Origin of the sequence: Urinicoccus massiliensis (genome assembly GCF_900120405.1) — a bacterium.
In the GTDB taxonomy this organism is placed as follows: domain Bacteria; phylum Bacillota; class Clostridia; order Tissierellales; family Peptoniphilaceae; genus Urinicoccus; species Urinicoccus massiliensis.
In genome coordinates this window covers 701,436-715,986 of sequence record NZ_LT635493.1, presented here as the reverse complement: position 1 = coordinate 715,986, position 14,551 = coordinate 701,436, and the positions used below count along the sequence as shown (strand labels likewise).

Annotated in this window: 14 protein-coding genes and 1 rRNA gene; 9 read left to right on the top strand and 6 right to left on the bottom strand. The window is 44.8% G+C overall.

Annotation, left to right across the window (positions count from 1 at the left end):
- Positions 1-2: 2 nt before the first annotated feature.
- A 5S ribosomal RNA gene (gene rrf, locus BQ7400_RS08015) occupies positions 3-119 on the top strand.
- A gap of 130 nt (positions 120-249) precedes the next feature.
- Here rrf and BQ7400_RS08010 read toward each other — a convergent pair.
- From BQ7400_RS08010 to BQ7400_RS07985, 6 genes are all read right to left on the bottom strand, one after another.
- On the bottom strand, positions 250-468 hold the full coding sequence (locus BQ7400_RS08010; protein WP_034438037.1) for a hypothetical protein: 219 nt from the start codon (positions 466-468) through the stop codon (positions 250-252).
- A 354-nt stretch (positions 469-822) separates the two neighbouring features.
- On the bottom strand, positions 823-1,599 hold the full coding sequence (locus BQ7400_RS08005) for a sugar phosphate isomerase/epimerase family protein (RefSeq protein WP_072470091.1): 777 nt from the start codon (positions 1,597-1,599) through the stop codon (positions 823-825).
- Entirely contained in the window at positions 1,600-2,682 is a 1,083-nt protein-coding gene (locus tag BQ7400_RS08000) for an ABC transporter ATP-binding protein (protein WP_072470090.1), read from the bottom strand.
- A 65-nt stretch (positions 2,683-2,747) separates the two neighbouring features.
- Positions 2,748-3,569: a carbohydrate ABC transporter permease gene (locus BQ7400_RS07995; protein ID WP_072470089.1), complete on the bottom strand. Its 822-nt coding sequence runs from the start codon at positions 3,567-3,569 to the stop codon at positions 2,748-2,750.
- Positions 3,559-4,434 carry a carbohydrate ABC transporter permease gene (locus tag BQ7400_RS07990; protein ID WP_072470088.1) on the bottom strand — a complete coding sequence of 292 codons (876 nt, stop codon included), beginning with the start codon at positions 4,432-4,434 and terminating at the stop codon, positions 3,559-3,561. Before BQ7400_RS07990 ends, BQ7400_RS07995 begins: the two co-directional genes overlap by 11 nt.
- 10 nt (positions 4,435-4,444) lie before the next feature.
- Positions 4,445-5,749: an ABC transporter substrate-binding protein gene (locus BQ7400_RS07985; RefSeq protein ID WP_072470087.1), complete on the bottom strand. Its 1,305-nt coding sequence runs from the start codon at positions 5,747-5,749 to the stop codon at positions 4,445-4,447.
- A gap of 233 nt (positions 5,750-5,982) precedes the next feature.
- Here BQ7400_RS07985 and htpG point away from each other — a divergent pair, with 233 nt between their 5' ends.
- The 8 genes from htpG to BQ7400_RS07945 all read left to right on the top strand — a co-directional run bounded on the left by htpG (position 5,983) and on the right by BQ7400_RS07945 (position 14,476).
- On the top strand, positions 5,983-7,854 hold the full coding sequence (gene htpG, locus BQ7400_RS07980) for a molecular chaperone HtpG (RefSeq protein WP_072470086.1): 1,872 nt from the start codon (positions 5,983-5,985) through the stop codon (positions 7,852-7,854).
- Positions 7,851-9,176 carry a C1 family peptidase gene (locus BQ7400_RS07975; protein ID WP_072470085.1) on the top strand — a complete coding sequence of 442 codons (1,326 nt, stop codon included), beginning with the start codon at positions 7,851-7,853 and terminating at the stop codon, positions 9,174-9,176. Before htpG ends, BQ7400_RS07975 begins: the two co-directional genes overlap by 4 nt.
- 158 nt (positions 9,177-9,334) lie before the next feature.
- The gene (locus BQ7400_RS07970; RefSeq protein WP_034438017.1) at positions 9,335-10,099 is read left to right on the top strand and encodes a ParA family protein; all 765 of its coding nucleotides are present in this window, start codon (positions 9,335-9,337) and stop codon (positions 10,097-10,099) included.
- Positions 10,096-10,947, top strand: a complete 852-nt coding sequence (locus BQ7400_RS07965; protein WP_072470084.1) for a ParB/RepB/Spo0J family partition protein — start codon at positions 10,096-10,098, stop codon at positions 10,945-10,947. The genes BQ7400_RS07970 and BQ7400_RS07965 overlap by 4 nt, the downstream gene beginning before the upstream one ends.
- Positions 10,934-11,815 carry a PhzF family phenazine biosynthesis protein gene (locus BQ7400_RS07960; RefSeq protein ID WP_072470083.1) on the top strand — a complete coding sequence of 294 codons (882 nt, stop codon included), beginning with the start codon at positions 10,934-10,936 and terminating at the stop codon, positions 11,813-11,815. The genes BQ7400_RS07965 and BQ7400_RS07960 overlap by 14 nt, the downstream gene beginning before the upstream one ends.
- A complete protein-coding gene (locus BQ7400_RS07955) occupies positions 11,808-12,395 on the top strand; it encodes a cyclodeaminase/cyclohydrolase family protein (RefSeq protein WP_072470082.1) in 588 nt (195 codons plus the stop codon). Before BQ7400_RS07960 ends, BQ7400_RS07955 begins: the two co-directional genes overlap by 8 nt.
- Positions 12,385-13,284: a diacylglycerol/lipid kinase family protein gene (locus BQ7400_RS07950; RefSeq protein WP_072470081.1), complete on the top strand. Its 900-nt coding sequence runs from the start codon at positions 12,385-12,387 to the stop codon at positions 13,282-13,284. Before BQ7400_RS07955 ends, BQ7400_RS07950 begins: the two co-directional genes overlap by 11 nt.
- A gap of 112 nt (positions 13,285-13,396) precedes the next feature.
- Complete coding sequence (locus BQ7400_RS07945) at positions 13,397-14,476, top strand: M23 family metallopeptidase (protein WP_072470080.1); 1,080 nt, start codon at positions 13,397-13,399, stop codon at positions 14,474-14,476.
- Positions 14,477-14,551 lie beyond the last annotated feature (75 nt).

Below are 14,551 nucleotides of genomic sequence, written 5' to 3'. Positions count from 1 at the left end.
GATCCGGTGACCATAGCAAGAGGGTACCACCCGTAACCATACCGAACACGGAAGTTAAGCCTCTATGCGCCGATGATACTTGGTTGGCAACGACCTGGGAAAGTAGGATATTGCCGGACAGAAAAACCAGTTTTGATGTTCACTCACAAAGCTGGTTTTTGTTTTATGTAAAAAATCATAAAGAAGAAGGACCCTAGTCTTTTTGGCTAGGGTCCTTCTTCTTTTAAAGCTCGTATTTACTTTTCTAAATTACTTTTTCAAAAGGTCATCGACCCGGTTCAGAAGGTCTCCAACTCTTTCGTCCTTTTTTAAGTCTTCAACCTTATTGGAAAGAGATTCTCCAGATTTTTTGGCTAGGTCCATGGCCTTGGGACCATTCTCTTTTATAAATTTATAGCCTGTCTTACAGGTTTTTACTGTGGACTTGAAAATTTCCTTGCCTGCCATCATATCATCAAATAAACCCATATAGGACCTCCTAAAATTAAATATCTTCTTACCTATATCCTAGCATAAAGTGGAAAAAAGACAAGAGGAAGCTAAGACACTAAAGGCCTTCTTCTAGGAAGAAAAATAAGATCTCACATCTAAAGGCCTTTTTAGCTTAGAAAACTCCTAACTTATACCCATACCCACATAGATATCCACAAAATTTCTAAAAAGTTTGGGGAGAAAGGGCCTTATTTAGCAAATCCCCAGGAAGTTATCAACATATCAACAACTTATCCACAGATCTAAGAGGCGTATTTTTTGTTTGTTCTATTGGCACATTTAATTTTACAAGCTATCAAGAAGAAAAGATTCCTTCTTTAAGAAGGAATCTTATTCTATCCATAGTTGATGGAGTTTTTTGGCATCCTGAATGACTTGTTGGACTTGCTGGTCATAGTCCTTGCCATATTCCAGAACTAGATCTGCCTGGGGGGTGTGTTTTTTTATGAGTTGAATAATGGATTGAATGTCAGGGGCCATGTCGGGGTGGAAGATGGACTGGTGGAGGTCATGGTAGGAGTCGTTGCTATGGAGGTGGTAGGACCGAATCTTATTTTTTAACTTAGAAAGAAGATGGTCTATGTCCCAAGCATTGGCATTGGCATGGCCTATATCAATGAGGACATTTTCTTTTCTTTCCAGGCATTCTTCTATGAATTCTTCTTCTTCCAAGAGGACATTTTCCCAGGGCTTAACTCCGACATTTTCGATTAAGAGAGGGATGGAGGATTTTTGGCCCAGGTCGTCTAAATTTTTACGGGCAGCTTCAAGCATAAGGTCTCGATCTTGAATTTTCCGGTTATTATAGTGGTAGACAATGTATTTGGGATTAAGGTCTTGAAAGGATAGGAGTTTTTCATAGTAGTGGCGGGTGGTTAAAAAAACATCTCCATCCAGATAGCTATGGTCTGCCTGGTAGTAGGGTTCATGGAAGGTTAGGGGATAATTTTTCAGTCTTTGCCTATTTTTATCCAAGAGTTCTTGGTAACCAGGGATGTGGAACATGGAAAAAATTTCTATCCCCAAGTCAAAATCTACAGAGTCTACAATTTCATAGATTTTTTCTAGATTTAGGGGTTGGAACATATTTGTTGAGATATAGATCATTTAGGCCTCCAAGTTTTCTTCTGTATCAATGTCAAAGAGGGAAATTTTTTCCATGTCAAAGGTCAGGTGAATTTCTTCCTTTTCCTTAAAACGAGAGTAGTCTTGGTCTCTTGTCATGGCAACATATTCTTGGCCCCCAAGCTTAAAATAAAGGCCCAGGTGGTTTCCATAGTCTTCCAGGTAGTTAATTTCTACTGGCAAGCCCTTGTTTTTCTTTATTTGAATGTGTTCGGGCCGAATTCCTAGGTAGACTTGCTTTTTGGGGTAGGTCTTTAATCTTTGGGTCAGTTGGGGACTTAGGTCTATTTTTTGGTCTCCTAGGTAGAGGTCTTGGTTTTTTACCTGGGCTGGAATGATATTCATAGAGGGAGATCCGATAAATTTAGCTGTAAAGACATTTTTAGGATGGTTATAAATATTATAGGGGGTGTCTGCCATTTGAACTTTTCCTTGGTTTAAAAGGACGATTCTTTGGCCGATGGTCATGGCTTCCACTTGGTCATGGGTGACATAAATCAGGGTCATATGATATTTTTCATGAATTTTAACCAACTCTTTTCGGGCATGGAGACGGAGTTGGGCATCCAAGTTGGACAAGGGCTCATCCAAGAGGAAGTAGTCTGTTTTTTTCACCAGGGCTCGAGCCAGGGCAACCCGTTGTCTTTGACCACCAGACAAGTCTTTGGGCTTTCGGTCTTCCAGATCTTCAAGTTGGAGGGTTGCTAAGGCATCTTGGAGCCTGGCCTGAATTTCTTCCTTGGGGACCTTGTTGATTTTAAGTCCATAACTTATGTTTTCAGCAACAGTCATATGGGGGTAGAGGGCATAATTTTGAAAGACCATGGAGATGTTTCGCTCCTTGGCTTCCAGGTTATTGGCCATTTGTTGGTTTAAGATTAATTGACCACTTGTGATATCAGAAAGTCCCGCAATAATTCGAAGAGTTGTGGATTTTCCACAGCCGGAAGGGCCTAAAAGGACTAGGCGTTCCCCACTTTTGATGGTGAGATTTAGGTGGTCAAGAACCATATTTTTATTGCCTGGGTAGGACTTACAAACATTTTTAAATACAATATCTTTCAAACTTTTCTCCTTTCGTGGCCGGAGGTCTTGGCCACAAGTTGTCTTTTTATAGCTTGTTTTTACCTTTATTTGACACCGGAACTGATGAAGGTGGATATAATATGCCTTTGGAAGAGTAAAAATAAGACCAAGGGGATAATCATGGTAATGACGGAAACAGCCATGGCAATGGGAAATTCTGTGCCTCCTTCAGAAGATATAAACATCTGGAGGGCCAAAGACAGGGTGTAGTGGTCTTGGCTGGAAATAATTAAAACTGGCCAGACGTATTCGTTCCAAGAGTTAATGAAGAAGATAATGGCTGTTGAAATCATGGAGGGACGAAGGATGGGGAGGATAATATCTAGCAGGATATGTCCTTCTCCTACACCATCGATTTTTGCAACCTCAATGATGGATTTTGGAATGGTCCGCATGGATTGTCGTAGTAGAAAAATCCCCAGGACGTCTGCAAATTGAGGTAGCATAACTCCCCAAATACTGTCAGTGAGCCCTAATTTGGATACAATCAAATAGTTGGGAATCATGGTGACTGTAAAGGGAATGAACATGGTGGTTAGAAAAACCAGGTAGATGAAGTTTTTTCCCTTAAAATCATAGTAGACTAGGCTGTAGCTGGCTAAGACAGAGGTGATGATCTTTACTGCTGTGACAAGAAAGGCAATGGTAAAGGTGTTGAAAATAATCTTAAAGAGGGGAAGCCTGGAAAAGACATAGAGATAGTTGGAGAGGGTAGGGCTCTTGGGGATTAAGGATAGGACGTTGTTAAAGGATTCTTCCAGACTTTTAAAAGAGTTGGATAGGGCAAAGACAATGGGAAAGAGGCTAATCACAACAAGAAGAACTAGAACTAGGTGGAGGAGGACTTGGCGATCTTTAGTTTTCATAGTAAATACCTCTTTCTACAAACTTGAATTCTAAAATTAAAAGAAAAACGAAAATAAGCATGGTCAAGATGGATAAGGCAGAGGAAAGGCCGGTACGGTAGAGGATAAAGGCTTCATGATAGGCATGGTAGATTAGGGAAGAAGAAGCGTAGCTTGGGCCCCCCTGGGTAATAACCTTGATGGGGGTAAAGACGAATTGTAGGCCTTGGACAATGGTCATAATAAAAATGTAAAGTCCAGTTGCCGAGGAAGCTGGCAGGGCAATGTCTCGAAAGAGTTGTAAGGAGTTGGCCCCATCCAAGCGGGCTGCCTCAATAATACTTTCGTCAATCCCCGATAGACCACCCAGGATGACAATAAAGTTGTAGCCAAAGGCCTTCCAGGAGGTGATGATAGAAATAACCACTAGAACCAAGCCCTGGGTCTTAGACCAAATAGGAAGAGCCAGGTCAAAGTGCCTTAGGATAATGGCAAGAGGTCCTGAAACCGGATTTAAGATCCAGGTATAAAGAACAGACCCAATGACCAGGGAAATCAAAGAGGGCAAAAAGAAGGCTGCCCGGTAAAAATTCTTGTACTTTTTCACCACAATACTTAAGACATAGGCCAAAATATAGGGAGCAACAAAGTTTAAAATCAAAAGTAAGAGAATGTAGATGAAGGTATTGACTAAAACAGTTTTAAAAATAGGGCTTTGGACTAGGTCCAGATAGTTTTGCAAACCGACAAATTTCTTGTGGGCCTTGATCATATTCCAGTCAAAGAAGCTCAAGTAAAAAGTATAAAACAAGGGAATAAGAACAAAGACCAGAAAGAAAAAGCCTGCCGGCAAAAGCATGAGGTAGGCTTTAAGCTTATCTTTCATGGACAAACCACTACTTTTCTAACAAACTGTTAATCTTTTCTTGGGTTGTGGTCATGGATTCTTGAACATTGGCTCCAGCCAAAATTTCATCCCGCATGTCTAAAAGAAGTTGTTCAGCTTGTAGACCGGCATTTCCAGGGAAGGAGGCCCAAGACACGACGTCTTTAGATTGTTCAATGGCTGGCTTCATCATTTGATTTTCTTCCAAGAAGGCCTTGAGACCATTTTCAGCTTCAGCAACACCTTTTCGTGGAGGAGTGTAGCCTGTTCCCTTGGTCCAAGTGGCCATTTGTTCAACTCCGTAAAGGTATTTCTCAAATTCCCAAGCGGCTTTAATTTTTTCCTTATCTGTAGCTGTAATGGCTAAAAAGCAACCGCCAGCTGGGACACACCGGTCTTTTCCTGCAAAGGTAGGAGATTTTACAGCAGCAACATCGAATTGAGCACCCTTTTGGATTTGTTCACGACGGGCAATTGTTGTGTAACACATGGCAATATTTCCGTCTACGAAAGATTGAACTCCTTCGTCCCAGGAAATATGGATGGCTGATCCGTCTTGAACCATGGTTTGGTAGAGTTCCATGGCTTCGATTCCTTGAGGATCGGCAAAACTTGCCTTATGGTCTTGGATCATCTTGCCACCATTGGATTCTACTAGGGCTTGTTGGGCCCAAAAATCTTGGGGTTCTTGAATGTAAAGACCGAATTTACCGGTTTTTTCCTTGATGGTTTTGGCGAATTGGCTAACTTCTTGCCAGGTTTGAGGTCCAGCTTCTGGCAGGCCACATTCTTTTAAGATGTCCCGGTTAATGTAGAGGACTGGAGTGGATAGAGAGTAGGGAATCCCAACTTGGTCACCCTTGGAATTTTTTGCCAGGTCTAGGATGTTAGGGAGGAAGTTTTCTTTTAAGAAATCAGGATCTTCCTTGTCAAATTCATCAATGGCCTCTTGGGGAGATACATAGTCAAAGTTATTGGAAAAATAGTCTAAGAAGGCCCAGCCGATTTGGGCAATGGCTGGAGATTCCTTGGCGGCTTGTTTGGCTTGGAGGTTTTGCATCAAGCCCTTGTACATATCAGGATTATAGGTGGCCACTACTTCAATGTGGTCGTTGCTTTTATTAAAGTTGTCAACCAGCTCTTTGACACTAATCCCACCTTGGGTTTCGGCATTGACATGGTAGTATTCGATTTTGATCTTACCGTCCTTGCCGTCCTTGCCGTCCTTGGCAGGAGAAGATTCTGGAGCCTGGCCACAGGCAAAAAGACTAAGAGATAAGATAAGAATTGATAAAAGTACTGCAAGTTTTTTCATGGGTTTATTTCATCCTTTCAAATAGAGAGTCTGTTGGGAGTCCAACATCAAAATCATAGCATAGGGAAATCTATGGAAACTTAAGAAAGAAAAAAGATTCTGTAAAAAAATAAGGGAAAAAATAAAAATGAACATAGTTAAATAAAAGGCGAAAGGAGTCTGGTTTGACAAAAAGAAAGCTTTAGACTAAAATATTAGCAGAAGCACTATAAGAGTGCTAAAGGAGGATTTCTATGAATTATGAATTTAAAGCCCAATCAAAACGCTTGATGGAGTTGATGATTCATTCCATCTATACAAATAAAGAAATTTTTTTGCGAGAGCTGATTTCCAATGCCTCGGATGCAACGGACAAGATGTACTATGAGTCCTTGACCAACCAGGACCTGACCTTTAACAAGGATGACTATGTCATTGAGATCTTGCCAGACAAGGACAAGAGAACCCTAACCATCAAGGACCACGGCATTGGTATGGACCAAGAAGACCTGGTGGAAAACCTGGGGACCATTGCCCAAAGTGGGTCTTTGGACTTTAAGAAAAAGTTGGAAGACCAAGACGAGGCCACAGACCTCATTGGTCAATTTGGGGTTGGATTTTATTCTGCCTTTTTGGTGGCTGATAAGGTGGAAGTCTTGACTAAAAAGTTTGGCCAAGACCAGGCCTACCTCTGGACTTCTTCAGGAGTGGATGGTTTCACCATTGACAAGGCCCAAAAAGAGGACCTGGGGACCTCCATCACCCTCTATTTAAAGGAAAATACAGAAGACGAAAACTACGACCAATTCCTGGAAACCTACAAGATCCAAGAGATGGTGGCCCGGTATTCCAACTATATCCGCTACCCCATCCAAATGGAAGTGACCAAGTCCAGACCCCTTGAAAATTCGGACCAAGAAGACCAAGAGCCAAAATATGAATCCTACCAAGAACTGGGAACCCTAAATTCCATGGTTCCCATCTGGAAGAAGGATAAAAAAGACCTGACCCAGGAAGACTACGAAAATTTCTACCATGACGAGGGCTTTGGCTTTGACAAGCCCCTGGACTATATCCACATCAAGGTAGAAGGCCTGGTGAACTACCGGGGCATCCTCTACCTGCCCTCTTCTGAGCCCTTTAATTGGCGGTCCAAGGACTTTGAAAAGGGGTTAAAACTCTATTCTAACGGAGTTTTGATCATGGACAAGTGCCAACAGCTCCTACCAGATGCCTTTTCCTTTGTAACGGGGGTCATTGATTCAGAGGACTTAAACCTCAATATTTCCCGGGAAATTTTGCAAGAAGACCGGGAGTTGAAGATTATTTCAAAAAATATTGAAAGAAAAATCAAGGACAAGCTCCTGGACCTGATGAAAAATCGCCGGGAAGACTATGTCAACTTCTATAAGACCTTTGGCCTGACCTTTAAGGCGGCCATTTACGAGTCCTTTGGTATGGAAAAAGACAAGTATTCAGACCTTTTGCTCTTTGTTTCCTCCAAGGACCAAGCCTACACCAGCTTGGATGACTACCTGGACCGGATGCAGGAAGACCAGGAAGCCATCTACTATGCCACAGGAGACAGCCTGGCCAAGATGGACCAACTGCCCCAAAAAGAAGCCATGGCAGAAAAAGGCCTGGAAATCCTCTATTTAACGGACCCCATTGATGAATTTGTCCTAAAGGCCATGAGGGACTACAAGGGCAAGGCCTTTGTCTCCATCAACACGGAAAAGGAAGAAAAAGTAGAAAAGACCCAGGAAGAAGAGGGCCTCTTTAAGGAAATGAAGGACATCCTGGCTGGAGAAGTGGTTGCCATCAAGGCCTCTGAAGACCTGGCTGACCACCCGGTTTGCCTCTTGAGCCGGGGAGAAGTTTCCATTGAAATGGAAAAAATCTTCCAAGCCCAAGGCCAAGACATCCAAGCGGAAAAAGTTTTGGAAATTAACAAGAACCACCCCATCTACCAAAAACTTTTAAGCCTAAAAGATAATGAAGACATGTTGAAAAAATACACCAAGCTCCTATACAACCAAGCCCGGTTAATTGAAGGCCTAGGCCTTCAAAACCCCAGCGACTATACAAAGACAATTTTCGACCTTTTAATGAAGGAGGACCAATGAAAGAACTGACCCCAGACCTTTTGAAAAAATTTGACCAAGCCTACATGGAAGACAAGACCAATGCAATCATTGAAGGAGCCATTTCCAATGTAGGCATCCGGGAAGCCAGCAAGAACCAAAGGCAAATCAACAAGCATTCCTTTGTCTTTAACCATGAAATTGACCATAAAAATATCACCGACCAAAAGCAAACAGGCCGCTGTTGGATGTTTGCCGCCCTGAACATGGCCCGGCCAAAGATCATGAAGGACCTGGGCCTAGAGGAATTTGAACTTTCAGAAAGCTACCTCTACTTTTACGACAACCTGGAAAAAACCAATGTCTTTTTAGACATGGTCTGCAAGACCCGGGACCTGGACATCAACAGCCGGGAAGTCATCCACGCCCTGAGCTTTAAAACCGATGATGGGGGCTATTTTGAATACTTTAAGGCCCTGGTGGAAAAGTACGGCCTGGTGCCAAAATCAGCCATGAAGGAAAGCTTCAACAGCCAAAATTCCGCCGACATGTTTGCCCGGATTGAAGAAGTCATTAAGAAATACGCCATGGACATCCGTCGGGCCCCGGAAGAAGATATAGACCAGCTCAAGGAAGAATGCCTGGCCAAGGTCTACACCATCCTGGCCAAGTGTATTGGCCGTCCCGTCCAAAAGTTTGACTTTGAATACCTGGACAAGGACAAAAACTACCATATTGAAAGAAACATGACCCCCAAAGACTTTTACCACAAGTACCTAGATGGCTTTTATGACAACCTCATCCGCCTCATTCATGACCCCAGGCCTAGGAACCCCTATGGCCGGGTCTACATCAACCCAGAAATTAAAAACCTCTTGGAAATTGACGGGCTCAGGGGCCTCAACGTCCCCATAGACCAAATGAAAAAGGCCATGATCCGGTCCCTGGAAGATGGTCGGACAGCCTGGTTTGCCTGTGATGTGGGGAAAATGAGCGACCGCAAGGCCGGAATTCTGGATGACAGGCTCTACAACTACCGAGATAGCCTGGTGGACCCAGGAGACTTTTCCAAGGCCGACCGGATTGACTCCCGACAGTCCATGGCCACCCATGCTATGAACATCACCGGAGTCAACATCCAAGACGGCCAAAGTCGTTTTTGGAAGGTAGAAAATTCCTGGGGAGAGAAAAATGGGAAAAAGGGCATCTTCTCCATGACCGATGCCTGGTTTGACGCCTATGTCTATGAACTCATTGTCCACAAGGACTACCTGGACCCGGACTACCTCAAGGGTCTGGACCAAGAACCCATTTGCTACAGTCCCTACGATGCCTTTTGTGCAGCCTTTGGAATGGTAAAATAAACAAGACCTGCCGGAAAGAAAAGCCGGCAGGTTTTTTATGTAAATCATCCGGAAAGACAGGGGATATTTTTTGGGAAAATCCAGGGCAAAGTCCAGACTCAAGCTACAAAAAATAGCTAAAATCTGTTATCATTAGAGTATAGGAAGTGAGGTAGAATATGAACCACATAATGACTGTTTTTAATCAGAAGGGCGGCGTTGGCAAGACAACTACGGTTGTCAATTTAAGTGCGGCTTTAGCCTTACTGGGGAAGAAGGTTCTTGTGATAGACATCGACCCACAAGCCAATACCACCAGTGGTTTAGGCTTGGATAAGTTGGCAGAAAAGTCTATCTATGGAGTCATCAAGGGAAGCAAAAAGCCTCAAGAGATGATCCAACATACAAAAATAGAAAACCTGGATATTATAGGTTCTCATGGGGATGTGGCAGGCCTGGAAATGGACCTGGCCATTGAGGGGAACTGGCAGTACCGCTTAAAAGATGCCCTGGAAAACTGCCCGGGCTACGACTATATCCTAATAGACTCTCCCCCCTCTCTGGGGATTCTTTCCCTCATGGGCCTGATTGCCTCCAAGGAAATTCTACTTCCAATCCAATGCGAATACTATGCCCTGGAAGGGGTTGGGCAACTCTTTAACACCATCCAGCTGGTTAAGGAAAACTACAACAAGGACCTGGACCTAAATGGGGTTGTTATGACCATGTATGATGGAAGGACCAATCTTTCCACCCAGGTGGTAGAAAACGTCAAGGACTATTTTTCCACCATGGTCTACCAAACCACCATTCCCAGGAATATTAAATTGGCTGAAGCACCCTCTTATGGGCAAGACATCTTTACCTATGCTCCCAAGAGTGCAGGGGCCAAGGCCTATGAAAGTCTAGCTCGAGAAATGGTGAAAGGAGAAGCTAAGAAATGAGTATGGGACGGGGTCTGGATAGTTTTTTCAAAGATGCAAAAGAAGTAAAAGACATCCTAGAGACCAAGGATCAAGAAACAAACCAAGTCAGCCTCAAAGAAATCTTCCCCAATAAAAACCAACCCAGAAAGGTCTTTGACCAGGAAGAGCTAGAGGGACTGGCAGCATCCATCAAGGAGCATGGCGTCCTCCAGCCCTTGATTTTGAGAAAGACCCAGGACGGCTACCAAATCATTGCCGGGGAAAGACGCTACCGGGCGGCTAAATTGGCGGGTCTGGACAAGGTTCCGGTCCTGGTTAAGGACATCAGCGACCAACAGGCCGATGCCATTAGCCTTATTGAAAACCTCCAAAGAGAGGACTTAAATCCCATAGAAGAAGCCCAAGCCCTTAAGGCCATGATGGAGACCCACAAGTTGACCCAGCAAGACCTGGCTGACCTCATTGGAAAGAACCGGTCCTCCATTGCCAACCTCTTGCGACTTTTAAACCTAGAAAAAGAAGTCCAAGGCTACCTGGCCCAGGGAGACTTGACCTTTAGCCACGGCAAGCTTCTTTTAAAGATCAAGGACCCTAAAAAACAAGTGGCCAAGGCCCGGGACATTATCAAAAAGGGCCAAACCATCCTGGAAACAGAAGAAAACCTGGATAATAAAAAGCCCAAGAGCCAGGAGGAAAAAGATATTTTCATCCGGGATGTGGAAGAGCAACTGACCCGGTGTCTGGGAACCAAGGTTCGCTTAAAGACCCAGGGCCGGGTGAAAAAAATCCAAATCGACTACTACAACAATGACGACCTGGAAAGAATCATGGAGCAAATGATGGGGGAAGGCCATGAGGGACTATAAGTTTTTTATTTTTGATGCCTTTGCCCACAAGGCCTTTCAAGGAAACCCCGCCGGTGTAGTGATAGACCAGGGTCACCTCAGCGACCAAGAAAGACTTGCCCTGGCAGGAGAATTAAAAATGTCGGAAACGGCCTTTATTGAACGGTTGGATATCAATGACTATCGGATCCGCTATTTTACCCCGGTGGAGGAAGTAGACCTCTGCGGCCATGCAAGTATTGCCTCTTTCTATATGCTGGCCCAATACGACTATATTGAAGGCCTGGAAAATGGCGTCAAGGAGGTTCTCTTGCGGTCCAAGGCCGGGAACCTGCCCATTTATTTAACTTATAAAAATGGAGCCCTAGAAGAAGTCACCATGACCCAGTCAGACCCCCAAGAGTTTGGTCAAGTTAAAGATATAGGGGCCGTGGCCAAGGCTCTGGGCCTAAGGCAAGAAGATTTTTATGCCCCGGAAGACCTGCCTATGGAAAAAATTTCCACAGGCATCCGGGACCTTATGGTGCCCTTAAAGAGCCGGCAAGCCCTGGCAGACATCCAGGCAGATATGGACGCCTTGGTGGACCTGTCCAAAAAATACGACTACTATTCTGTCCATGCCTTTTGCCAAGAAGGGGGCAAAATCTACCAAAGAAACTTCTGCCCCATTTTGGGGATTCCAGAAGAAGCGGCCACCGGGACCTCTACTGGGGCCCTTTTACACTATCTCAATAAACACCAAGGCCAAAGGAGCCTTCGGGCCATCCAGGGCCTGGAAATGAACCGACCCTCTGAAATTGTGGCCAGCTACCAAGGAGAGCCAGGAAAAGAAAAAATCACCGTGGGAGGCAGGGCCTGCCTGGTGGTTGAAGGAGTTTTACATGTCTGAATTAAGTAAGTACAAATTAGATGACTTTATTATCAAGACCCAGGACAAGACATCCAATCCTGGAGGAGGAGCCATTTGCGGTCTGGCAGGAGCCCTGGCTGCCTCCCTGACCCTGATGGTGGACAACCTGTCCAAGCAAGAGGCCCTGGAAGACCCCGGTCGGGTCCAAGACCTTTGCCAAAGGCTCCAAGTCCTGATGCAAAAAGATGCCCAGGCCTTTGGACGGGTTCTTAGGGCCTATAAGCTTCCCCGGGAAAGCCAGGAGGAAAAAGCCCACTATCAAGAGGAATTGGAAAAGGGCTACCAGGAAGCCATTGAGGTTCCCCTGGACATCTGCCGGACCCTCTTGGACCTTTTAAGGATAGGAAAAACCATGAAGGACAAGGCCCACAAGTATGCCCTTTCTGATCTTAAGGTGGCAGCCAGCCTGGCCTATGGAGCCATGGAGGGAGCCGGCTTTATGGTGGAAACCAACCTGCCGGGCCTGGGACAAGAAGCCCAAGAGGCCTATAGAAAGACCCTGGAGGCCATTCTCAAGGAAGGCTTAGAAATAAAAGAAGAAGTGAACCATGACGCATAGAGAAAAAATTGAAAACATTTTATTTGTCCTAAACTCCCATGCCGGGACAGGAAAAATTGAACAAATAAAAAGAGAAATTCAAGAATCATGTAAGTTTTATGGCCTACATGATTTTTACATAGAGAAAAAAGATCCAGACCAGGCCAGCCGGGCCATTGTAGACCAGGCAGACCAGGTGGACCTGGTGGTGTCTGTAGGGGGAGATGGCAGCAACTTTTGGACCCTCAATGCCCTTATGAAGACCCGGCAAAGAAATCTTGGCCTCATTCCCCTGGGGACAGGAAATGACTTTGCCCATGCCCTGGGCTTGAAAAAATCCATCCGCAGCCAGGTGGAAGCCTATAAAAAGGCAGAAAAGAAAGACATTTATATCGGGAAAATCCAAGACTACTATTTTTTAAATATCGTTTCTTACGGATTTGACGTTTGCGTCATTGAAAATTACAACCAAATGGCCAAGGAATCCCATAAAAAGCTAGCTTATATCCGATCCATCTTCAAGACCATCCGGAAGGATTTTTCTAAATTTACCCAAGCTAATAAGGGCTGGCCCTTTATCAGCGTCTTGGCCAATGGGTCCTACTTTGGTGGAGGCCTGCCCATAGCCTACCAAGCCAACCCCTTTAAGCCAGACCTAGACTATATCCAGGGCCATGTTTATAAGACCAAGGATATTGTCCGCCTCCTGGCCAAGGTCTTTTTAAAAAACCACCTGACAGATCCGGCTGTCCAGCTGGAAGAAAAAAGCCGGCAAGAAATTACAACAGAAAAAGAGAAAATCTTCAACATTGATGGGGAGCTTTTGCCCCTAAAGGGGAAGATTCTTGTGGAAAAACCCCAAGAAAAGATCCAACTTTACGGGGCCTACAAGCATGTAAAGGGATTGTAATGATTTTGTAATAGGAATCCTCTAAAAATATGTTACAATAGAATGCGTTGTTAAAAGTTACAAAAGAGTAACAAATAAAACAATTTAGTAACATTTAGAAAGAGGAAGTTATTTGAAAAAACAATTTACCCTAGGAGCCCTGGCCCTTAGTATGATTATCAGCCTGGGAAGTCAAACCCTTCACGCAGCAAGTCCAAAGGCCGTAGAGCTTTTTATCGACCAAGAAAGTCTTGGCCTTGTGGAATCCAGAGAGGCGGCCCACGGGGCCTTGAAAGACCTGGCTGTGTTTCCCAAGTTAGATGCAAGAGTTCAAAAAGAAAGTATTCGATTTAACAATAAAATTGAGGTCAAGGACCTGGAAGAAAAGGCTCCAGCCCTGATGAGCCGGGAAGACCTGGTCCTTCGCTTGAGGAACCTGTCGAAAGACTACCTGGTTAAGAGCCAGGGGACCTGGCAGGAAGAAGCAAAAAAGTATGGCCTGGACCTGGAAGATCTTTTAGAGGCCAACAAAAAGAAACTGACAGACCCTGTGCCGGAAAAAATCTACCTACCGGCTTCCAAGATAAGCCTGTCCATTGAGGCCAGGGAAGAGGTCCAATATGACTTAGACCTTGCCTATAAGACCCGAAAGATTGAAGACCACACCCTGGCCAAGGGGAAGACAGTCTTGGTCCAAGCTGGGAAGAAAGGTCTGGAACGGGTTGATGCCAAGGTTGTCCGAGTCAATGGAGAAAAGGTAGACCACCTGGTCCAAAAAGTAGAATTGGTCCAAGCGCCTGTAGATGAAATCATCCGGATTGGGACTAAGGAAGGGGCTACAGGATCCTTTATCAAGCCCACCAATGGGCGCTTGAGTTCTCCCTTTGGCCCCCGTTGGGGCAGTTTTCACCGGGGCATTGACCTGGCCTGTCCCATAGGGACCCAGGTCCTGGCAGCAGACGGTGGGGTTGTGACCCGGGCCAGGACCAATGCAGGCAGCTATGGCAACTACATCGACATTGACCACGGCAACGGCTACACGACCCGCTATGCCCACTTAAGTCTTATAGAAGTCCACGTGGGACAAAAGGTCAGCCAGGGAGACCCCATTGCCAAAAGTGGAAACACAGGGCGAAGTACAGGCCCCCACCTACATTTTGAAGTTTGCAATCAAGGGAATTTAGAAGATCCCCTAAAACATATCCAAAACTAGAAAAACCTACAGGGACTCCCTGTAGGTTTTCTTATATTTTGCCTGGCTTTTGCCAAAATCTGTATAAAAAAATCG